This is a genomic window from Klebsiella sp. K47 (assembly GCF_051858335.1).
Taxonomy (GTDB): domain Bacteria; phylum Pseudomonadota; class Gammaproteobacteria; order Enterobacterales; family Enterobacteriaceae; genus Klebsiella; species Klebsiella pneumoniae.
Genome location: NZ_JBPYUI010000012.1, coordinates 106,454 through 128,598, shown reverse-complemented (window position 1 = coordinate 128,598; position 22,145 = coordinate 106,454). Strand labels below are relative to the sequence as shown.

Below are 22,145 nucleotides of genomic sequence, written 5' to 3'. Positions count from 1 at the left end.
TGTACGCAGTTAATAAATCGTCATGACATAAAAAATAAATTCAAGACTACTTTGTGCGATTTAGCATATTCAGAAGGGGCTTCATATTTACCCTTAATATAATCAAGATAATCGACCCACCATTGGATCATAATACGCCGTTCATCAAGATAAAAAGAAGTATGAACGTAAGCCGCTCTGACATTATTACGTTCAGTGTGGCTTAATTGTCTTTCAATCGCATCATCGCTCCATAACCCTGACTCACCCAACGTACCACGAGCCATTGTTCTAAACCCATGTCCACAAACTTCAGTTTTTGTGTCATAACCCATAGCCCGTAAAGCACTGTTTACCGTGTTTTCACTCATGACCTTAGTTGCGTCATGATCTCCATGGAAAAGAAGCTCTTTATCACCACTGATTTGCTTAAGCTGTTCCAACAACACCATAGCCTGCCGACTAAGCGGAACGATATGCTCCTCTTCCATCTTCATGCCACGATACGAGTAACGCACACCTTTAATTTCTTCTCGTTTTGCAGGTACTCGCCAGAGAGATTTATCGAAGTCAAACTCATCCCAACGCGCGAAACGTAACTCACTGGAACGCACAAAAGTTAGTAAGGAAAGCTCGACCGCGATCCGCGTCATTACCCGACCGCGATATGCAGCAAGACGAGCAAGAAACTCAGGGAACCGGCTTGAAGGTAAAGCGGGGTAATGTCGCGCTTTGGTTGTCGATAGCGCACCGGCCATATCACTTGCTGGATTTGAGTCGATGTAATCGTTCTGTACGGCATAACGCCTAATGGCCGTGACGCGCTGTTGTAGGCGCTGAGCGACATCTTATTTACCACTGGCATCAACTTTTTTAATCGGGGCTAACAGGTGACTGGTTTTGAGCTGGCGAATGTCGGACGAACCGATATGAGGGAAGATATAAAGCTCAAGATAGCGAAGAACACGCGATCGATGATCTTCACTCCATCGCTTGTTACTGGCATGCCATTCGCGAGCAATGGTTTCGAAAGTATATGCATCCGAATTCTCGGCCTGAGCTTCTTTCTGTTCGGCTTTTGGATCAATGCCCTGCACTAACAGCTTTTTAGCTTCATCGCGCTTTGCTCTTGCCTGAGCAAGCGTCACAGTAGACCAAACACCAAAAGCGAGGCGATCCTCTTTTTTGTCTGAGGGGCGTCTTTATTTCATGCGCCAGTATTTAGAACCCTTGGCCGAAACCTCGAGATACAACCACCGCCATCGGCCATTTTGTAGTTTTTGTCTTTTGGTTTTACGGTCTCGACCTGTCTGGCGTTGAGCTTTACTTGGGACACATTTCTAATCGAAGTTAAAATGCCCCCAATGGCATCCGGATTACAACGGACAACCTCGGACGACTCAGGACGTAAAAAACGCTGCAATCATTGATTTTTAAGGGATAATTTGACTTTCTCGGATGGTATTGGAAGTACTAATGGTGCCGAAGGCCGGACTCGAACCGGCACGTATTTCTACGGTTGATTTTGAATCAACTGCGTCTACCGATTTCGCCACTTCGGCACTGAAGGGGATGCGGAAACGTTCTGGATTATACCTGTCGGTGGCGGCCATGCAAGCGACAGCGTGTCGTCAATGCGCTAAGTGTTGAAAAAAACAGCGCTATCCTGCGCGGCGTCAGCTTTTACCGCCGTTCCGGGGCGCGACTGCCACCGGCAACCCTCCTCTCACAACCCCGCGACCCCAACCCCACCCACCACAATTCCCATATATTCCAGAAAGTTTTAGCCAATGCCTTTTTGTTATTCACCCACTCCGCAGCCAAATATTAATTTCATAAATATTTTTATAACTTTACATTAATGAAAAGTTTTCTTTTTGCCGTTTATTCCAGGATTTTCCTCAGGCGTGAAGGGTTCCGGTAAACACTATTTTTACTAGTCGCTGTACGAGTCTTGATGGACATATTCACTCGATGAATTAACTCAGGAGAATACTTGTGACGACGTTAAAACCTTTGCTGGCCCGCAACCGCAGCTGGGCGCTGCAGAAGTGTCAGCATGATCCGGACTATTTCGAAAAATGGATCGACGGGCAGAGGCCCCATTCGCTGTGGATCGGCTGCTCCGACAGCCGCGTGCCCGCCGAGGTGCTCACCGGCAGTCAGCCCGGCGAGCTCTTTGTCCACCGCAATATCGCCAACATGCTCGATCCCGCCGACGACAACGTCATGAGCGTCCTGCAGTATGCCCTCCACTACCTTGAGGTGGAGCGGGTGGTGCTCTGCGGCCACTACGGCTGCGGCGGCGTGCAGGCGGCGCTCTCTCTGCCCACCCTGCCGCTGGCGCAGGAGTCCTCGGCGCTGGCTCGCCGCATCGGCCAGCTGCGCCACACCCTGCATCACGAAATTGCGCAGATCGCTGATGAATGTTGTGTTGCGGCCTCCCCCGGCGCCAGTGCCAGAGCCAGCACCGACGCGGAGCGCTCTCGTCATGCGCTGGACGCCCTGGTGGAAGCCAACGTTCGCGCCCAGTTCGCCCGTCTGCTGGAGAGTGAACCGGTGCAGACGGTGCTCGCCAGCGGGCGACCGATCAGCCTGCACGGCTGCGTCTACGATCTGGCTTCCGGCCATTTAACCACCCTCGTCGAACACCTCTCACCGCAGGAGCATGCCCCATGAACACGCTTCGTCAGGACTCTCTCGCCGGCATCGTCGTCTTCCTTGTCGCCCTGCCGCTGTGCCTCGGCATCGCCCAGGCCAGCGGCTTACCGCCTTTCGTCGGCCTGCTGACCGGCATCATCGGCGGCCTGGTCGTCACCGCCCTCAGCCCCTCCCGCTTCGCCGTCAGCGGCCCCGCCGCCGGACTGGTCACCATCGTCGTCGCCGCTATTGAATCCCTGGGTTCCTTCTCCCTCTTCCTGATGGCGCTGGTGCTGGCCGGCGTGCTGCAGCTGCTGTTCGGCATTCTGCGGGCCGGGCGCTTTATCTCGCTGGTTCCCGCCAGCGTCATCAAAGGCATGCTGGCGGCGATCGGCATCCTGCTGATTATGCAGCAGATCCCCGTTGCGCTCGGCACGGCGGAAGAGACCGGACTTGCCGAAGTGGTTCAGGGCAACGCCGCTTTCTCCGTCACTGCGTTTGCCGTCGCCGCGGGCGGCCTGCTCGTGCTCTGGCTGTGGGGCTCGCCGCTTATCCGCCGGGTGAAGAGCCTGCGCTGGATCCCCGGGCCGCTGATCGCCGTCCTGCTCGGCTGCGTGACCACCCTGCTGCTGACCCATTTTGCGCCGCAGCAGCTGGCCGCTCTGCCGCGTATTACCCTGCCGGCGTTCGGCAGCCTCGGCGATCTGCTGGGCGAGCTGGAGTCTCCCGCATGGAGCGCGTGGCGCAATCCGTCGGTGTGGGTGGTGGCGGTAACCCTGGCGCTGGTCGCCAGCCTCGAAACCTTGCTCAGCCAGGAGGCGCTGAAAAAGCTGCGTCCGCAAAATCCGCCGCCTTCGCCGAACCGCGAAATGGTCGCCCAGGGCGTCGGCAATCTGCTCTCCGGCGTGCTGGGGGCGATGCCGATCACCGCGGTGATCGTCCGCAGCTCGGTGAACGTCAGCAATGGCGCGCAGAGCAAGCTGTCGATCTTTATCCACGGCGTCCTGCTGTTAATCTGCGGCCTGTGGTTCAGCGGCCTGCTGACCTTAATCCCGCTCGCCAGCCTCGCCGCCGTGCTGCTGTATACCGGCTATAAGCTGGCGACGCCGCGGCTGTTCATCGAGCAGTTCCGCCAGGGTGCGGCGCAGTACGTCCCGTTCCTCGCCACCATCGGCGGGATTATTGCCTTCGGCATGCTGGCGGGGATCGGGATTGGTCTTGCCACCCAGATGGCGTTCAGCCTCTGGCGCAGCCATCGCCACTCGCTGCAGCTGGCGCGCTACGATGACCACTACGTGCTGCGCATCCAGCAGAATCTGACCTTTATGCACAATCCGCATCTGCTGGCCCTGCTGGCGAAGATTCCGGAAAAGAGCGTGGTGATCGTCGAGCACGACAGCGTCGGCTATCTCGACCCGGACGTGCGGGCGGTGCTGGATGATTTTGCCGAGAACGCCCCGCAGCGCGGCATCCGCCTTAATCAGTGGCCGCTGGCCAGCCGCTGACCTTAACGGGCGGCTGGTCCGCCCGCTTCGCGACCCCTCCGATTGCCAAGCGCCGGGGAATACCATGCTCTACACTTTCTGGGTTATCACGCCAACCCCAAGGAAATGAACATGAGCATCATTAAAAGCTACGCCGCCAAAGAAGCGGGCGCCGATCTGTCACTGTGGGAATACGATGCCGGCGAGCTGCAGCCGGAAGATGTCGAAGTTGAAGTGGAGTACTGCGGGATCTGCCATTCGGACCTGTCGATGATCGACAACGAATGGGGGATGTCGAGCTACCCGCTGGTGGCCGGTCACGAGGTGATTGGCCGGGTGGCGGCGCTGGGCAGCGCGGCGCAGGATAAAGGGCTGAAGATTGGCCAGAAGGTCGGCATCGGCTGGACGGCGCGCAGCTGCGGCCATTGCGACGCCTGCATCAGCGGCAACCAGATCAACTGTCTGGAAGGCTCGGTGCCGACCATTCTCAACCGCGGCGGCTTCGCCAATAAGCTGCGCGCCGACTGGCAGTGGGTGATCCCCCTGCCGGAGAGCATCGATCTGGCGTCCGCCGGCCCGATGCTGTGCGGCGGCATCACCGTCTTTAAACCGCTGCTGACCCACCACGTGACCGCCACCAGCCGCGTCGGGGTGATCGGCATCGGCGGCCTCGGCCATATCGCCATTAAGCTGCTGCGGGCGATGGGCGCGGAAGTGACCGCCTTCAGCTCCAACCCGGCCAAAGAGCAGGAAGTGCTGGCGATGGGCGCCGATCGCGTGGTCAACAGCCGCGATCCGGAAGCCTTAAAAGCGCTGGCCGGTCAGTTCGACCTGATCATCAACACCGTGGCGGTGGACCTCGACTGGCAGCCGTACTTCGAAGCCCTGGCTTACGGCGGCAACTTCCACACCGTCGGCGCGGTGATGAAGCCGTTCCCGGTACCGGCCTTTACCCTGATCGGCGGCGACCGCAGCATCTCCGGCTCGGCGACCGGTAACCCGTCCGAACTGCGCACGCTGATGAAGTTTGCCGGGCGCAGCAAAGTGGCTCCGACCACCGAGCTGTTCCCGATGTCGCAGATTAACGAAGCGCTGAAGCACGTTCGTGAAGGCAAAGCCCGCTACCGCGCGGTGCTGAAAGCCGACTTCTGATCCTTCTCTCCCGCCGGGCGGCCCGCTCGCCCGGCGTTTTCCCCGTCGCTTCATCAAACCGTCATCTCCCCGCCATGCCTCTGTAGTCATTGCTTCCCACAATCCGGGCTTCGATAAATGGCTGAACGAGATGCGCGTCACCATGAGAAAGACCTGGCTTCCCTGGCTGATCCTGTCGCCTTCCCTGCTGTTTTTACTGCTGTTTACCTGGTTCCCGCTGGGGCGTTCGGTGTATGACAGCCTGTTTGATACCCGCATGGCCAGCGACGGCGCGCAGTACGTCGGGCTGGATAACTTCGCCCGCCTGTTTGCCGATAACGTCTTCTGGCAGTCGCTGGGCAATAACCTGCTCTATATCCTGCTGACGGTGGTGCCCGGGGTGACCCTCGCCCTGCTGCTGGCGGTGGCGCTGAGCGAGAACCATCGCGTCAACCGCTGGCTTCGCACCGCCTTCTTCTTCCCGATGATTATTCCGATGGTCAGCGCCGCCGCGCTGTGGCTGTTTATCTTTATGCCCGGCCTCGGCCTGCTCGATCACTATCTGGCGAAGCTGTTCGGGCCGATGAACAACAACTGGCTGGGGCGCAGCAACAGCGCGCTGCTGGCCCTGGCGCTGATCGGCGTATGGAAGTTCGCCGGCTATTACATGCTGTTTTTCCTCGCCGGGCTGCAGAGCATTCCGGCCTCGACGCGGGAAGCGGCGCTGATGGAGGGGGCTACCCGCACGCAGGTCTTTTTTAAGGTCACGCTACCGCTGCTGCGCCCGACCCTGAGCTTTGTGATCACCACCGCGCTGATCTACTCCATCACCCAGATTGACCACGTGGCGGTGATGACCCGCGGCGGGCCGGACAACGCCACCACCGTGCTGCTCTATTACATCCAGAATCTCGCCTGGGATACCCACGACCTCGGCAAAGCCTCCGCCGCCACCTTCCTGACCCTGGCCGGGCTGTTCGCCTTCTCGCTGATTAACCTGAAACTGCTGGAGAAAGGAGCCCACTATGAGCGCTGACATCTCGCCGCTGCTGGTCCGCACGCCCGCCGCTGCCCGTCCGCTGTGGCTGCGCCTGCGCCGCTCGTCGCCCTTTACCCTGACGGTATTAATGTGCTGCCTGGCGCTGCTGTGGGTCAGCCCGTTTATCTGGATGCTGGCGACCTCGTTCAGCGCTACCACCTTCGGCGACGATATGGCGTCGCTGCTGCCCCGCCTGCCGCTGACTCTCGATAACTTCCGCGACGCCTGGAACAGCGCCGACTGGCTGAGCCTGTACGCCAACACCATTATCTTCACCTTTGGCACCTTCTTCGTGCAGCTGTTGACCATCACCACCGCCGGCTACGTCTTCGCCTGCCACGAGTTTCGCGGCAAGCAGACGCTGTTTCTCCTGTTCCTGGTGCAGCTGATGATCATGCCGGTGGTGATGATGGTGCCGAACATGCTGACCCTGAAAACCTTCGGCCTGCTCAACACCCTCACCGGGGTGATGATGCCCTACTTCACCTCGGCGTTCGGCGTGTTCCTGATGCGTCAGGCGTTCCTCGCCATTCCGAAAGAGCTGGAAGAGGCGGCGCTGATGGAGGGCTGCCGCTGGTGGCAGGTGCTGTTCCGCGTGCTGCTGCCGATGTCCTGGCCGTCGGTGCTGGCCTTCGCCACCGTCAGCATTACCTACCACTGGAACGAGTACCTGTGGCCGCTGATGATGCTCAACGATCCCGATAAGCAGGTGCTGACCGTCGGGCTGGTCTCCTTCGCCATGGGCGCCGAATCCGGCGGCCAGTGGGGCACCATCGGCGCCGGGACGCTGATGGTCTGTCTGCCGCTGATGCTGGCGTTCATCCTTTTTCAGAAACAGTTCCTGCGGAGCTTCGGCTTCTCCGGGATCAAATAAGGAGTGATTCATGCTGTTAGCGCACATTTCCGATACCCATTTCCGCAGCCGCGGCGAGAAGCTGTACGGCTTTATCGACGTCAATGCCGCCAACGCCGACGTGGTCTCCCAGCTTAACGCGCTGCGCGAGCGCCCGGACGCGGTGGTGGTGAGCGGGGATATCGTCAACTGCGGCCGCCCGGAGGAGTATCAGGTGGCCCGCCAGATCCTCGGCAGCCTGAACTATCCGCTGTATCTGATCCCCGGCAACCACGACGACAAAGCCCATTTTCTCGAGCATCTTCACCCGCTGTGCCCGCAGCTGGGCAACGATCCGCAAAATATGCGCTATGCGGTGGATGACTTCGCCACCCGCCTGCTGTTTATTGACTCCAGCCACGCCGGCACGTCAAAAGGCTGGCTGACCGACGAGACCATCGGCTGGCTGGAGGCCCAGCTGTTCGAGGGCGGCGACAAACCGGCAACGATCTTTATGCACCACCCGCCGCTGCCGCTGGGCAATGCGCAGATGGACCCGATCGCCTGCGAAAACGGCCACCGTCTGCTGGCGCTGGTGGAGCGTTTCCCGTCGCTGACGCGCATCTTCTGCGGCCATAACCACAGCCTGACCATGACCCAGTATCGCCAGGCGCTGATCTCCACTATCCCTGGCACCGTCCATCAGGTGCCGTACTGCCACGAAGATACCCGGCCCTATTACGACCTTTCTCCTGCCTCGTGTCTGATGCACCGCCAGGTCGGCGAGCAGTGGGTGAGCTACCAGCACTCGCTGGCCCACTACGCCGGGCCGTGGCTGTACGACGAAAACATCAGTTGCCCAACGGAAGAGCGCTAACCGCCATGCTCAGTCTGCAAAACATCAGTAAACGTTTCGACGGCAAACCGGCGCTCAGCGCCCTGTCGCTGGATATTCACGAAGGCGAATTCGTGGTGCTGGTCGGCCCGTCGGGCTGCGGGAAAAGCACCCTGCTACGCCTGCTCGCCGGGCTGGAGCCGGTCAGCGAAGGCCAAATCTGGCTGCATGATGAGAACATCACCGCCACCACGCCGCGCGAGCGCAACTTCGCAATGATCTTCCAGAACTATGCCCTGTTCCCCCATCTGTCGGTGCGCGACAACATCACCTTCGGCATGAAGGTGCGCAAGGAAGAGAAAAGCAGCTGGCAGCCGCGGGTGGATAAAGTGGCGCAGATGCTGCAGCTGGAGGCGCTGCTTGACCGCAAACCGGCTAAGCTCTCCGGCGGCCAGCGCCAGCGGGTGGCGATGGCCCGGGCGATTGTGCGCAATCCGCGGCTGTTCCTGATGGACGAGCCGCTCTCCAACCTCGACGCCCGCCTGCGCAGCGAAGTGCGCGACAGCATTATGGCCCTCCACCAGCAGCTGAAAACCAGCACCATCTATGTGACCCACGATCAGACCGAGGCGATGTCGATGGCCGACCGCATCGTGGTGATGAACGGCGGCCACGTGCAGCAGGTCGGGTGCCCGGAGTATCTGTACGCCAACCCGGCCAACCTGTTCGTCGCCGGGTTTATCGGTTCGCCGGCAATGAACCTCCTGTCGCTGCCCTGCGCCAACGGTGAAGTACTGTTGGGAGAACAGCGCCATCCGCTGCCGCCGCGCCACCGGGATCAGACCCGCGTCTGGCTGGGTGTTCGCCCGGAACATATTACCGACCGCGTGGAGGAGGGCCATCTGCGCCTGCCGGCCACCGTTCTGCAACGAGAACTGATGGGGGCCGACTACCTGCTCCACGTCAGCACCCCGATCGGCACCCTGCGCTTTAGCCGCCGCCACCGCGGCACGGTGCCGGAGAAAGGCGAGTCGCTACCGATCGGCTTTTCGCCTGCCGATGTGCATCTTTTTCATGCTGAGACCCAGCATAATTTACTGATGGAGTGTAATCATGTTTAAACCTCTTACGGTAGTCGCGGTTGGCCTCAGCCTTGCCCTGAGCGGCGCGGCGCTGGCAAAAGAGAAAATAGACTTCATGTTCCCGGCGCCGGTGGACGGCAAGCTGACCATGGAGATGACCCGCGTCATTAAGCAATTCAACGACTCACAGCAGGATGTCGAAGTACGCGGGATCTTCACCGGCAACTACGACACCACCAAGATCAAAGCCGAATCGGCGCAGAAGGCCGGCCAGCCGCCGGCGCTGGTGATCATGTCCGCTAACTTCACCACCGATCTGGCGCTGAAGGATGAGATCCTGCCGATGGACGAGCTGTTTAAATATGGCGATCAAAAGGCTGGCGATTTTCTGCACAAGGAATTCTGGCCCGCGATGCATAAGAACGCCCAGGTGATGGGCACCACCTATGCGATCCCGTTCCATAACTCGACGCCGATCCTCTACTACAACAAGACGATGTTCGATCGGGCCGGGATCAAACAGCCGCCGCAGACCTGGGCCGAGCTGCTGGCCGATGCCAAAAAGCTGACCGACGAGAGCACAGGCCAGTGGGGGATCATGCTGCCGTCGACCAACGACGACTACGGCGGCTGGATCTTCTCGGCGCTGGTGCGCGCCAACGGCGGGAAATACTTTAACGAAGACTATCCGGGCGAGGTCTATTACAACTCGCCGACCGCCATCGGCGCTCTGCGCTTCTGGCAGGATCTGATCTACAAGGACAAGGTGATGCCGTCCGGGGTGCTGAACTCGAAGCAGATCAGCGCCGCGTTCTTCTCCGGCAAGCTCGGGATGGCGATGCTCAGCACTGGCGCGCTGGGCTTTATGCGCGAGAACAGCAAAGACTTTGAGCTTGGGGTGGCGATGCTGCCGGCCAAAGAGCAGCGCGCGGTGCCGATCGGCGGCGCCAGCCTGGTGAGCTTTAAAGGCATCAGCGAGGCGCAGAAGAAAGCGGCGTATCAGTTCCTGACCTATCTGGTGAGCCCCGAGGTGAACGGCGCGTGGAGCCGCTTCACCGGCTACTTCTCGCCGCGCAAGGCGTCATACGATACGCCGGAGATGAAGGCCTATCTGCAGCAGGATCCGCGGGCGGCGATCGCCCTTGAGCAGCTGAAGTACGCCCATCCGTGGTACTCCACCTGGGAGACCGTGGCGGTGCGTAAGGCGATGGAGAACCAGCTGGCGGCGGTGGTTAACGATGCCAAAGTGACGCCGGAAGCGGCGGTGCAGGCGGCACAGAAGGAAGCCGACGCGCTGATGAAACCGTATGTGGATAAGACCGCGCTGGCGGAAGTGAAGTGACGCTTTACCCGTCATCCTCACCCTGGCCCTATCCCTGAGGGAGAGGGAACTGTCCGGCGCTGTGGTTAAGCCCTGAGTCCGGTTGTGAAAGGAAAAAAGCAGGCCATACCCGGTATGGCCTGAAAATGTCACAACGATTAGATCCCTGCCGTTTCGCGGATATATTTGCGCGCTTTGACGGCGTATTCGAAAGGATTGGCCAGGGCAGGATCCTGCTCGGCTTCCACCACCATCCAGCCTTTATAGCCAAAATCGTCCAGCAGCTTGAACACCGGACGGAAATCGATCACCCCGTCGCCCGGGACGGTGAAGGTGCCTTTTTTCACGCCGTCGAGGAACGACAGGCCGTCGCGGCGCACCTGGTCGATCACCGGCGGACGGACGTCTTTCAGGTGAACGTGGTTGATGCGCGGCAGATACTTTTTGAGGATCGCAAGCATCGGAGCTTCGCCGCCTTCGGAATACCAGGCGTGGCCGGTGTCGAACAGCAGGAAGACGCGCTCGTCCACCAGCGACATAAATTTGTCGATTTCCGCGGTGGTCTGAATGCCGGTGCCCATGTGGTGGTGCAGACAGACCTGCATCCCCTTCTCCGCCGCCAGGCGGCCGAGGGTGTTATAGCCTTCCGTCACCCGCTGCCACTCTTCGTCGCTGAAGCACGGCTTCGCATCGCCGAGGATCGGTTTATCCAGCCCCTGGATGCTGCCGCTCTGCTCGGAGCAGCCAATCACTTTCGCCCCCATCGCATGAAGGAAGTTCATGTGATTGACGAATTCATCAATGGTTTTTTCCCGCTGGCCGTTGGCGAAAAAGGTACTGAACCAGGCGTTGCAGATCTGAATGCCGCGGATGTCCAGCATCGGCTTGAGGACCGCCGGGTCGCGCGGATATTTGCTGCCGACTTCGCTGCCGGTAAAGCCGGCCAGCGCCATTTCGCTGACGATCTGCTGGAAAGTGTTTTCGCTGCCGAGCTCCGGCATATCATCGTTAGTCCAGCCGATCGGGGCGATAGCCAGTTTGACGTTATCTTTGTTCATAGTAGGGCTCCTGCCGCTGCGCCTTACTGGCGCAGCAATTCACGTTCAATAAGTTCACGGGTTTCCACTGCCTGGTATTTCATTTTTTCCGGGTAGCCAAACAGCGAGGTGGCGACAATCGGCTCCCCGCCGACCTTGAAGGTCTGCTCGGCGAATTTCATTTCGCGCAGGGTGCGGAATAGCGCGTCGAAATCCACATCCCCTTCCCCGACGCCTACGTGCTGGTGCACCACGGCATCCACGCCCGGCGGGTTAACGATATAGCGGCAATGTTTCGTATGGTTGCGGGTGTCCGCAATCAGGACATGGGAGAGATCGCTCCCGGCATAGCGCAGCATGCTCGCCACGTCGCCGACGCCTTTGTCGTAGAAAAAGGTGTGCGGCACGCTGTAGACGTACTTCACGTTATCGCTGCGGAACGACTTCACGATATCGACGGTTTCATTGTTCTCTTCGCAGAAATCCCAGGGATGCGCCTGGATCTCCACGCGGATGCCTTCCCGCTCAAAAATCGGCAACAGCTCTTCCATTGAGCGATAGAACATTTCATCGCAGATCTCAGGCTGATTCGGATCGCCGGAGAACTCGGTGTTGATCACCTGAACGCCCATCTCCACCGCAATTTCCACCAGCCGTTTCCAGTTTTTCACCGCCGCCTGACGGCGCAGTTCGTCCGGGCCGGACCAGCGGTAGACGCAGATAAACGACGACAGCTCAAGGCCGGTATCGCGCAGCGCCTGCTTGTACTCCGCCATGATCTCCCGGCTGGCGCGCGGGTGCTTGTAGAACGGGTTAATCTGCGGGTGCGGCGACTGTTCAATGTACTTGTAGCCCCACTCCGCTACCTGATGGACCATGCGGGTGATCCCGAGGTCCTTAATGACATCCACATCAAAGGCAATTTTCATCGTCGTTACCTGTGCAAAGAAGTTCCGTCAGCAAAACGCGCTTAACGTTTGTAGAATGCCGGGCACTCAGGCAGCGTCACTTCAACCGGCTCGCTGGTTCCCTGCGCTTTAATGCAGGCATCCGCCGCCACCGACGCCGCGTAGCCGTCCCAGGCCGACGGGCCGTGCAGCTGGCCGGCTTTGACGTCGTTGATAAAGGCCTGCAGCTCGACGTCGTAGGCTTTGATAAAGCGGTCTTTCCAGTCGGTCAGAATGGCGGTCGACAGGCTGGCGGACTTGCGCATCTGGACGGCAGACGGCTCCGGCAGACGGGCAATTCCGGTCTCGCCGACCACTTCGCACTGGATGTCATACCCGTACTGGCAGTTCACGAACACCTCGACGTCGATCAGAGTGCCTTTTTTGGTTTCAAAGGAGACGATCTGCGGATCTTTCAGGCGCGCATGGGTGTGCGAGGTGGAGCGCGGGAAGCGCACCTGCACGGAACGGTAGTCATCGTTCAGCAGCCAGCGCAGCACGTCCAGCTCGTGGATCAGGGTGTTGGTAATCGCCATATCGGTGGTGTAGTTCTCGCCGACCGACTGGTTGCGGTGGGCGCAGCGCAGCATCAGCGGTGCGCCGATATCGCCATCGTCGATCACTTTTTTCAGCGCCAGATAGCCTTCGTCGTACGGGCGCATAAAGCCAACCTGCACCAGACGGCGGCCGGCCTTCATTTCGGCATCGACGATGCGGCGGCAGCCTTCCGCGGTCATCGCCAGCGGTTTTTCGCAGAACACCGGCTTACCGGCGGCGATGGCGGCCAGGGTGTATTCTTCGTGGGTCGGGTCCCAGGAGGTGACCAGGATGGCATCGACATCGCTGGCGTTAATCACGTCGTGGCCGTCGGCGTAGACTTCCGCCTGCACGCCCGGCAGCGCGACCGCCGCGCGGGCGTTGTCGGCATTGATATCAGACACCGCCACAACGGTGGCCCCCTGCAGAACCTGGGTGCAGCGACGGATGTGTTCTTTACCGATAGCGCCAGCGCCGATGACACCTAATTTGAGCGACATAATGGTTTTCTCCGTAAGTCTGTAGGATTCAGAGTGGATGTTCGTTTTAGTAATCACGCGCCTGGGCGCGCTTTTCATTAATCATTTGCGCCACCTTGCGGATCCGCTCAGAGAGCGCCGTCTGGGCGACCCCAACGTTCCACCAGCTGCCGTATTTGTGCACCATGGTCTTCGGTAGCACTTTAATATCAATCAGGGTGCTGACCGTTTCGCGACGGGCGGCGTCCAGCGCATGGCGCAGTTCGTCCAGGGTAGTGACGCGCCAGGTTTTGCAGCCGTAGCCGGCGGCGATGGTGGCGAAGTCCACCGGCACCAGGCCGCCCTGCAGCTGGCCGGTTTCCGGCTGACGGTAGCGGAACTCGGTGCCGAAGCTGTCCATCCCGTGCTCCATCTGCAGGTTGTTGATGCAGCCGTTGGCCATGTTGTCGAACAGCACGACGTTGATCTTCGCCCGCTCCTGCAGGGAGGTGACCAGCTCAGAGTGCAGCATCATGAACGAGCCATCGCCGACCAGGGAGTAGACTTCGCTCTGCGGCTGCGCCAGCTTCACGCCCAGCGCGGCGTTGACTTCGTATCCCATGCAGGAGTAGCCGTACTCCACGTGGTAGGTGTTTTCCGCGCGGTTGCGCCAGACGCGCTGCAGATCGCCTGGCAGGCTGCCCGCCGCCGCGACGATCACCGCCTCGGCCGGCAGCGTTTCATTCAGTACCCCAAGAACGCTGCTCTGGGTCAGGGTGGAGTCGGTGATCTGGCGGAACTCGCGATACACCGATTCGCGATCGAGATGATCGTCGATCTCCGGCACAAAGGATTTCTCCTGCCACACCGCCTGGTAGACGCGCTGGGTCTCTTTTAACTGACGGCTCTGCACGCTCTCGATCTGCGCGCCCCAGCCGGCCTGCCAGCCGCTGTCCGCCAGCGCCGCGTCGAGAGCGGTCATCGCTTCCCGGGCGTCCGCCAGCATGGCAATGCCGTCCAGCTTCCAGGCGTCGAAGTTGCTGACGTTAATATTCAGGAAACGCACCTCCGGGTGCTGGAAAATCCATTTCGAGGCGGTGGTAAAATCGCTGAAGCGGGTGCCGACGCCGATCACTAGGTCGGCCTCTTTCGCCAGCAGGTTCGCCGCCAGGCAGCCCGTCTCGCCGACGCCGCCGACGTTCAGGGGGTGAGAAGAGACCACCGTCCCCTTCCCGGCCTGGGTTTCGGCGAAAGGCACCCCGTAGCGCTCGGCGAAACGGGACAGCGCTTCGCCCGCGCCGGAGTATTTCACCCCGCCGCCGCAGACGATCAGCGGTTTACGGCTGCCTTTGATGGCCGCCACGGCGTCCGCCAGCTGCGCGGCGCTGGCCGGGCGGCGGTCGAGACGGTGCACGCGGTGCGCAAAGAAGGATTCCGGGTAATCCCAGGCTTCGCCCTGCACGTCCTGCGGCAGGCACAGCGTTACCGCGCCGGTTTCCGCTGGGTCGGTCAGGACGCGCATGGCGTTGATGCAGGCGCTCATCAGCTGTTCCGGCCGGGTAATACGGTCCCAGTATTTGCTGACTGCGCGGAAAGCGTCATTGGTGCTGATGCTGAGATCGTAGCTCTGTTCAATCTGCTGGAGCACCGGATCCGGCTGGCGGGTGGCGAAGACATCGCCCGGCAGCAGCAGCAGTGGGATGCGGTTGGCGCTGGCGGTGCCGGCGGCGGTGATCATGTTGGCCGCTCCCGGACCGATGGAGGAGGTGCAGGCGATAATCTGCCGGCGCAGGGCCTGGCGGGCAAAACCGGTGGCCGCGTGGGCCATCCCCTGCTCGTTGCGCCCCTGATAGACGCGCATATCGCCGCTGTCCTGCTCCAGCGCCTGCCCCAGCCCCAGGACGTTGCCATGGCCGAAAATCGCGAAAATGCCTTTCACGAACTTCAGCTCTACGCCATCCACTTCCAGGTACTGGTTATCGAGGAACTTCACCAGCGCCTGCGCCGTTGTCAGTCTCAGTTTGCCCATGATGCACAATCCTTATTGTTCAGTATTTGTGTGTGGCGTCGCGCCGATGCCGCCGGGGCCGTCGTTCACGTCACTGGAATACCTGTGGATTATAGGCAAACATTTTTTTCATTAAATACAAATACAGAAGAAATATTTCATTTTGCGAGAAGGATCAAACTCTCTACCCATTTCATACGTTTCACTTACATTCCAGACACGTTTTCGGGCCCTTTTTTGCCGCACCAGACGGCAATATCCCCTTAAAAATCATAGGTAAATGGATGCCATTTGGCGTTTCATTTTCCCCCGGGTCGACAGAGGGGGCGATCCGCGCTCGCGCGAGGCTCAGTGCGGCAGAGTGGTAGATCCCTCACACTTTTGGTTTTTTAATTTCGAACGAGTTTGCAAATGAAATATTTATTTCTCAAACTAAGGGTAACCAATAACCCTCAGGCTGTTCACGGAGTCGACGTCGGGATCCCGACCCTTCCAGGCAGCAGACACCAAAAAGGAAATCCTAGCTATGAATGCAGCAGTAAAGCGGCTCGACGTCATCTGTATAGGTCGGGTGGCCGTCGACCTCTATGCCCAGCAGATTGGTTCGCGGCTAGAAGACGTTGCCAGTTTCGCGAAATATCTGGGCGGCTCCTCCGGCAACGTGGCCTTTGGCACCGCGATTCAGGGGCTGAAATCGGCCATGCTGGCGCGCGTTGGCGATGAACACAACGGCCGTTTCCTGCGCGAAACGCTCAACCGCGCCGGGGTGGATACCGAGTATCTGATTACCGACAAATCTCGCCTGACCGCGCTGGTGATGCTGGGGATTAAGGATCAGGAGACCTTCCCCCTGATTTTCTACCGCGATAACTGCGCCGATATGGCCTTAACGCCTGACGACATTAGCGAGGAGTATATTGCCTCCTCCCGGGCGCTGGCGGTGACTGGCACCCACCTGTCGCACGCCAACACCCGCGCCGCGGTGCTGAAGGCGCTGGAGTACGCCCGCCGTCACGGCCTGCGCACCGCGCTGGATATCGATTACCGTCCGGTGCTGTGGGGGCTCACCTCGCTCGGCGATGGCGAAACCCGTTTCATTGAGTCCGGACCGGTCACCAGCCAGCTGCAGGAAGTGCTGCATCTGTTCGATTTGGTGGTGGGAACCGAAGAAGAGTTTCATATTGCCGGGGGCAGCACCGATACCCTGACCGCGCTGAAAAATGTGCGCAATGCCACCAAAGCCACCCTCGTCTGCAAGCGCGGGCCGATGGGCTGCGTGGTGCTGGAAGGCGACATCCCGGACAGCTGGGACCAGGTGCCGCTGCAGCAGGGCGTGCGCGTGGAGGTTCTCAACGTGCTGGGCGCCGGAGATGCCTTTATGTCGGGTCTGCTGCGCGGCTGGCTCAACGACGAAGGCTGGGAGCAGGCTTGCCGTTATGCCAACGCCTGCGGGGCGCTGGTAGTCTCCCGCCACGGCTGCGCGCCGGCGATGCCGACCAAAGTCGAACTTGATGACTACCTGCAGCGCGCCGAATCGGTGCCGCGCCCGGACGTCGACGAGCGCCTCAACCACCTGCACCGGGTCACCGGCCGCCGTCAGCAGTGGCCGGAGCTGTGCATTTTCGCCTTTGACCATCGCAAACAGCTGGCCGATCTGGCGCGGGAGACCGGGCGCGACGAAGCCTGCATTCCGCAGCTCAAGCTGCTGTTGTTGGCCGCGGCCGAAGCGGCGGCGCAGGAGGCCGGTCTCGATCAGCGCAGCGGCATTCTGGCCGACGGCACCTACGGCCAGCGTGCGCTCAACGCCATTACCGGCAAGGGCTGGTGGATCGGCCGCCCTATCGAACTGCCCAGCTCGCGACCGCTGCGTCTGGAGCATGGCAACATCGGCTCGCAGCTGATCGACTGGCCGCTGGAGCATGTCGTCAAATGCCTGGTCTTCTATCACCCGGACGACCCGGCGGCGCTGCGTGCAGAGCAGGACGCCCTGCTGCTCGAGGTCTGGCAGGCCTGTAACAAGTCAGGCCATGAACTGCTGCTGGAGGTGATCCTGCCGGAAAATGGCCCGGACAAAGACGAGCGCCATTACCACACTATGCTGGAACACTTTTATCAGCTGGGGATCAAACCGGACTGGTGGAAGCTGCCGCCGCTCTCCAGCGCCAGCTGGCAGCAGATCACCGCGCTTATCGAGCGTGAAGATCCGTGGAGCCGCGGGATCCTGATCCTCGGGCTTGACGCGCCTTCCGACAAACTGCGCGCCGGTTTCGCCGAGGCGGCCGCACACCCGATGATCAAAGGTTTCGCCGTCGGGCGCACCATCTTTGGCCAGCCGTCGCGGCGCTGGATGCAGGGTGAGCTCAGCGATGAGGCCCTGATAGAGGAAGTGAAACGCAACTACCTGACGCTCATTGGCTACTGGCGCGAAGCCCGCCGCTGATCCCCCGACGCCCGTCTCCGTCACCTTGCGGAGCGGGCGTTTTTCTGTTTCTTCGTGAAATGAATCGCGTATTTCGTCGCAATAAATGAAAAATTCGCTTCATTTGGTACACTGGAAGCCATATTCCTTCCATTTTCTCAGAGCGCACTCTATGGCCAATAACCCAACACAGCTGACCATCCTGCAGGATGAAATCAGGCGTCGCTACGATACATTAAGCAAACGCCTGAAACAGGTCGCCCGCTATATCCTTGATAACAGCAATAGCGTGGCTTTCGATACCGTGGCCTCCATTGCGCAACAGGCGGATGTTCCCCCTTCCACGTTGATTCGTTTTGCCAACGCCTTCGGCTTCAGCGGCTTTAACGAAATGAAACAGATGTTCAAGCAACATTTGATGGAAGAGACCGCCAACTATACCGAGCGCGCCCGTCTTTTCCGCCAGACCACCAGCGATGAGTCCAGCCCGCCGGAAACGCCGACGGAAATCCTCAATATGTTCACGATGGTGAACAACCAGGCGTTGCAGCAGCTGGCGATGCAGACCTCCAGCGATGATCTGGAGCGCGCGGTGGCCCTGCTGGGCGAGGCGGAAAATATTTACGTCATTGGTCTGCGCCGGTCGTTCAGCGTCGCCTCCTATCTGACCTATGCGCTGCGTCACCTCGATCGTAAAGCCTTTCTGATCGACGGCCTCGGCGGCATGTTCACCGAGCAGCTGAGTCTGGTCGGCCCGAAAGATGTGGTGGTGGCGGTGAGCTTCTCGCCGTACGCCCGGGAAGTGGTCGAGCTGGTGGAGCTGGGCGCGCAGCGCAAAGCGCGGCAGATCGCCATTACCGACAGCCAGGTCAGCCCGCTGGCGGCCTTCAGCGATGTCTGCTTTGTGGTGCGTGAAGCGCAGGTGGATGGCTTCCGTTCGCAGGTTGCTTCCCTGTGTCTGGCCCAGACGCTGGCGGTTTCGCTGGCGCTGAACAGCAGCCAGGAGTCCGAGGCCAAGCAGAAGGCGTGAGATAGGCTGCCTGGCGTTTGTTACTCGGCGGCGCAGTATAGGCTTACGGGAGGATGCCGTAGGCCGGATAAGCGTAGCGCCATCCGGCACAAAGACGAGCATGGCGCCGGTGTTGTCCTCCCCGGCGGCGCTGCGCTTGCCGGGCCTGGGGTATATGGGCTTACGGGAGGCTCCCGTAGGCCGGATAAGGCGAAGCCGCCATCCGGCACAAAGGCGGGTATGGCACCGGTGGTGTCCTCCCCGGCGGCGCTGCGCTTGCCGGGCCTGGGGTATATGGGCCTGCGGGGTGCCGGAGATAATGTTATTGGTATGCAACTCTATTAATCCGGGTAAAGCGTTTGTCGCATGTGATTTCAGCGCACATTGCGCTCCCGGTTAATCGTCTGCGTTATGCCTGGCATGGCGCAGGGAGCGCACAGGGGGCGGCCAGTCGCCGCCGCCCCCTGTACCCCCGGGCTCCGGCCAGCAAAATCGCCGCTGCGCGGTCCCTTCGACTTATCCCTGCAGGCTTCGGGTCGGGCCGAGGCAGCGTCCGTGCAAAACACGGCCCTCAGCCCGCATCCATGCGGGCTGCCCCGGCCTTCCGGGAACGTCTCAGCGATTTTGAGGCCGTCAGCACCGGCAGTTTCAGCAACAATGGTGAATAAATTAACGGCAGGTCGCACGAACCGTATGCCGGGCAAGGCGTGAGCCGCCGCCCGGCATAAAAGCAGCACCGTGCCTGTGGTCATCGCCCGGCGGCGCTGCGCTTGCCGGGCCTGGGGTATAGGAGCTTACGGGAGGATGCCGTAGGCCGGATAAGCGTAGCGCCATCCGGCACAAAGGCGGGTATGGCGCCGGAGGTGTCCTCCCCGGCGGCGCTGCGCTTGCCGGGTCGGGAGTGGGATTCCGCGGAGCGTTTCGCGAAAAAACACCTACCGCCCTCAAACAGGAAGGCCGGTTAGCATCGCTAACCGGCCTTCTTTATCCGCTTCTGCACCGCGCGTCAGTCGTGGCGCGGGTACTCCGGCGTGTTGATCCAGGCGTGGTCATCTTCCCAGGTGAACAGCCATTTCCGGTCCGGCCCGGCCATCACGTTCAGATAGTAGCTATCGTAACCGGCAATCGCCGCCACCGGATGGTAACCGCGCGGCACCATCACCACATCGTGGTTGTAGGGCGCCATACAGGCGTCCAGGCTGCGGTCGTCGGTGTAGACCCGCTGGAAGGCAAAGCCCTGCGGCGGATCGAAGCGGTGATAGTAGGTTTCTTCCAGCTGCGTCTCTTTGCCCGGCTGGGCGGTATCATGCTTATGCGACGGCCACGAACTGGTGGCCCCCTCGTCGGTGTAGACTTCCACCACCAGCAGGCAGTCCGCCTCGGCGCTGTCCGGCAGAATATTATGCACCCGACGCTGGTTGCGCCCTTTCCCACGGTGCTCTACCCCGACGTCTTCCGGCCGAATGAGGCGTGCCGGGAAGCTGCCTTTGCCCGGCGCGCTGCATACCGCCAGCTCCAGATCGGAATCGGCAGTCACCTCGACTTTATCCTGCGGCGGGACGTAAACCGACCACGGCGGGGTGCGTTCAAACGGCGACATCCGTTTACCGAGATTCGGGAAATCGGCATGTTGCGTTTTCACCGACGCCAGCCCGGCGACCAGCACCAGGCACAGCTCGCGATCGCCGCTCTCCAGCGTCACGGTCTGCCCTTTTTTCAACATCCAGACATCAAAGCCGATATAGCGCCAACCGGCGCTTTGCGGCGTAATATGCTGGATCTGTCCCTCTTTTCGCGATTTAGCCAGTAACGACATGGCGCTCTCCTTCGCCGATTAACCTAACGTCGGCATGCTGAATTCAGATACGGTCTGCTGCCCTGCCGGCCAGCGTACGGTGGCGGTCTTCATACGCGTGTAGAAGCGAACGCCGTCCGGCCCGTGGACGTTCAACGCGCCAAACACCGACCGCTTCCAGCCGCCGAAGCTGTGGAACGCCATCGGCACCGGGACCGGCACGTTCACCCCAACCATCCCCGCCTGCACGTCGTGGACGAATTCACGCGCGGTGTGGCCGTTGCTGGTGAAAACGGCGCTGCCGTTGCCAAACTCGTGGCTGTTGACCAGCTCAAGGGCGCTGTTATAGTCCGCCGCGCGCACAATCCCCAGCACCGGGCCAAAGATCTCTTCGCGCCAGATGGTCATCTCCGGGGTGACGTGATCGAACAGGGTGCCGCCGACATAGTAGCCCGCGTCGTAACCCGGCACACGCAGTTTGCGGCCATCGACCACCAGTTTTGCCCCTTCGCTTTCGCCTTTATCAATATAGCCGAGCACTTTTTTCTGGTGGGTATCAGACACCACCGGTCCCATCTCGTTCTCTTCCTGGCCACGCATGCAGCCCGGGCCTACTTTCAGCGCTTCCACCAGCGGCTTCAGGCGGGCGATCAGTTTGTCGGCGGTTTCATCTCCCACTGCCACCACCACCGGCAGCGCCATACAGCGCTCGCCTGCGGAGCCAAAAGCGCCGCCCATAATGGCGTTAACGGTAGCGTCGAGATCGGCATCCGGCATCACAATCGCGTGGTTTTTGGCGGCGCCAAAGGCCTGCACGCGCTTGCCGTGGGCGCTGGCGGTCTTATAGATATACTCCGCCACGCCGGAGGAGCCGACGAAGCTCACCGCCGCAATACGCGGGTCAGTGTACAGCTGCTCGGCATCTTCATTGCTGCAGTGCACGACGTTAAACACGCCGTCCGGCAGACCGGCCTCTTTCAGCAGTTCTGCCAGACGCACAGCGGCCGTCGGCGCCAGCGCGGGCGGCTTGAGGACGAAACTGTTGCCGCAGGCCAGCGCCAGCGGGAACATCCACATCGGCACCATCGCCGGGAAGTTAAACGGGGTGATCCCTGCCACCACGCCCAGGGGCTGCATCAGCGAGTAGCTGTCGACGCCGGTGCCGACGTCAGAGGAGTATTCGCCTTTAATCAGGTGCGGGATCCCGCAGGCGAATTCGACCACTTCCATACCGCGGGTCAGCTCGCCCAGCGCATCCGACCACACCTTACCGTGCTCGCTGACGATGATCCCCGCCAGCTCTTCCACGTGCTGCTCCAGCAACATTTTAAAGTTGAACAGCACGCGGGCGCGGCGCAGCGGCGTGGTACGGGACCAACTGTCAAACGCATCGCGAGCAACCTGAATCGCCTCGGAGACTTCCTGCGCGGTTGACACCGTGACTTCGCGCACCGCTTTGCCCGTCGCCGGGTCGTACACCGGCATCGTTTCGTTGCTGCTGCTAATAACGGTTTTCCCGCCAATAAAGTTTCCTGTGATCGTCATGTTCTCGCCTCATAGTGAAGGGGGCCAGCGCACACCGGCCCGTCGCT

At 60.5% G+C, this 22,145-nt stretch carries 16 protein-coding genes, 1 tRNA gene and 1 pseudogene; 10 read left to right on the top strand and 8 right to left on the bottom strand.

Annotated features, from left to right (window positions below; translation table 11 throughout):
* Positions 1 to 20: 20 nt before the first annotated feature.
* A pseudogene (locus RRF55_RS13930) lies at positions 21 to 1,249 on the bottom strand (tyrosine-type recombinase/integrase).
* 207 nt (positions 1,250 to 1,456) lie between these two features.
* A tRNA-Leu gene (locus RRF55_RS13925) sits at positions 1,457 to 1,541 on the bottom strand.
* Between the two features lie 436 nt (positions 1,542 to 1,977).
* Between RRF55_RS13925 and RRF55_RS13920 the strand changes: the two genes are divergently transcribed.
* The 8 genes from RRF55_RS13920 to RRF55_RS13885 all read left to right on the top strand — a co-directional run bounded on the left by RRF55_RS13920 (position 1,978) and on the right by RRF55_RS13885 (position 10,364).
* Complete coding sequence (locus tag RRF55_RS13920; protein ID WP_130957663.1) at positions 1,978 to 2,658, top strand: carbonic anhydrase; 681 nt, start codon at positions 1,978 to 1,980, stop codon at positions 2,656 to 2,658.
* On the top strand, positions 2,655 to 4,124 hold the full coding sequence (locus tag RRF55_RS13915; protein ID WP_096609292.1) for a SulP family inorganic anion transporter: 1,470 nt from the start codon (positions 2,655 to 2,657) through the stop codon (positions 4,122 to 4,124). Before RRF55_RS13920 ends, RRF55_RS13915 begins: the two co-directional genes overlap by 4 nt.
* Before the next feature lie 111 nt (positions 4,125 to 4,235).
* Positions 4,236 to 5,255: an NADPH-dependent aldehyde reductase Ahr gene (ahr, locus tag RRF55_RS13910; protein ID WP_004178400.1), complete on the top strand. Its 1,020-nt coding sequence runs from the start codon at positions 4,236 to 4,238 to the stop codon at positions 5,253 to 5,255.
* Positions 5,256 to 5,385: 130 nt separating this feature from the next.
* Positions 5,386 to 6,270: a carbohydrate ABC transporter permease gene (locus RRF55_RS13905; protein ID WP_004146807.1), complete on the top strand. Its 885-nt coding sequence runs from the start codon at positions 5,386 to 5,388 to the stop codon at positions 6,268 to 6,270.
* Positions 6,260 to 7,147, top strand: coding sequence for a carbohydrate ABC transporter permease (locus tag RRF55_RS13900; RefSeq protein ID WP_050887966.1), 888 nt, complete (start codon positions 6,260 to 6,262; stop codon positions 7,145 to 7,147). Before RRF55_RS13905 ends, RRF55_RS13900 begins: the two co-directional genes overlap by 11 nt.
* Before the next feature lie 10 nt (positions 7,148 to 7,157).
* Complete coding sequence (locus tag RRF55_RS13895; protein ID WP_004178398.1) at positions 7,158 to 7,982, top strand: phosphodiesterase; 825 nt, start codon at positions 7,158 to 7,160, stop codon at positions 7,980 to 7,982.
* A gap of 5 nt (positions 7,983 to 7,987) precedes the next feature.
* On the top strand, positions 7,988 to 9,061 hold the full coding sequence (locus tag RRF55_RS13890; RefSeq protein ID WP_130957662.1) for an ABC transporter ATP-binding protein: 1,074 nt from the start codon (positions 7,988 to 7,990) through the stop codon (positions 9,059 to 9,061).
* The gene (locus RRF55_RS13885; RefSeq protein WP_130957661.1) at positions 9,054 to 10,364 is read left to right on the top strand and encodes an ABC transporter substrate-binding protein; all 1,311 of its coding nucleotides are present in this window, start codon (positions 9,054 to 9,056) and stop codon (positions 10,362 to 10,364) included. Before RRF55_RS13890 ends, RRF55_RS13885 begins: the two co-directional genes overlap by 8 nt.
* Before the next feature lie 137 nt (positions 10,365 to 10,501).
* Here the strand turns inward: RRF55_RS13885 and iolE are convergent, their stop codons facing one another.
* Genes iolE through iolD form a run of 4 tightly spaced genes read right to left on the bottom strand, consistent with a single transcriptional unit; the run spans position 10,502 to position 15,351 of the window.
* A complete protein-coding gene (gene iolE, locus RRF55_RS13880) occupies positions 10,502 to 11,401 on the bottom strand; it encodes a myo-inosose-2 dehydratase (RefSeq protein ID WP_021314295.1) in 900 nt (299 codons plus the stop codon).
* Between the two features lie 23 nt (positions 11,402 to 11,424).
* Positions 11,425 to 12,309 carry a sugar phosphate isomerase/epimerase family protein gene (locus tag RRF55_RS13875; RefSeq protein ID WP_032417772.1) on the bottom strand — a complete coding sequence of 295 codons (885 nt, stop codon included), beginning with the start codon at positions 12,307 to 12,309 and terminating at the stop codon, positions 11,425 to 11,427.
* A 41-nt stretch (positions 12,310 to 12,350) separates the two neighbouring features.
* Positions 12,351 to 13,364: a Gfo/Idh/MocA family protein gene (locus tag RRF55_RS13870; RefSeq protein WP_004186740.1), complete on the bottom strand. Its 1,014-nt coding sequence runs from the start codon at positions 13,362 to 13,364 to the stop codon at positions 12,351 to 12,353.
* Between the two features lie 46 nt (positions 13,365 to 13,410).
* Positions 13,411 to 15,351, bottom strand: coding sequence for a 3D-(3,5/4)-trihydroxycyclohexane-1,2-dione acylhydrolase (decyclizing) (gene iolD / locus RRF55_RS13865; protein ID WP_040089724.1), 1,941 nt, complete (start codon positions 15,349 to 15,351; stop codon positions 13,411 to 13,413).
* 505 nt (positions 15,352 to 15,856) lie between these two features.
* Here iolD and RRF55_RS13860 point away from each other — a divergent pair.
* Both RRF55_RS13860 and RRF55_RS13855 read left to right on the top strand, forming a co-directional pair.
* Positions 15,857 to 17,770: a bifunctional 5-dehydro-2-deoxygluconokinase/5-dehydro-2-deoxyphosphogluconate aldolase gene (locus RRF55_RS13860; protein ID WP_015959319.1), complete on the top strand. Its 1,914-nt coding sequence runs from the start codon at positions 15,857 to 15,859 to the stop codon at positions 17,768 to 17,770.
* Between the two features lie 151 nt (positions 17,771 to 17,921).
* Positions 17,922 to 18,779, top strand: coding sequence for a MurR/RpiR family transcriptional regulator (locus RRF55_RS13855; RefSeq protein WP_004152190.1), 858 nt, complete (start codon positions 17,922 to 17,924; stop codon positions 18,777 to 18,779).
* Between the two features lie 985 nt (positions 18,780 to 19,764).
* On the opposite strand, the gene iolB is transcribed toward RRF55_RS13855, so the two are convergent.
* Together iolB and RRF55_RS13845 are read right to left on the bottom strand one after the other, a co-directional pair.
* A complete protein-coding gene (gene iolB, locus RRF55_RS13850; RefSeq protein WP_004177654.1) occupies positions 19,765 to 20,574 on the bottom strand; it encodes a 5-deoxy-glucuronate isomerase in 810 nt (269 codons plus the stop codon).
* An 18-nt stretch (positions 20,575 to 20,592) separates the two neighbouring features.
* Complete coding sequence (locus RRF55_RS13845; RefSeq protein WP_009486529.1) at positions 20,593 to 22,098, bottom strand: CoA-acylating methylmalonate-semialdehyde dehydrogenase; 1,506 nt, start codon at positions 22,096 to 22,098, stop codon at positions 20,593 to 20,595.
* Positions 22,099 to 22,145 lie beyond the last annotated feature (47 nt).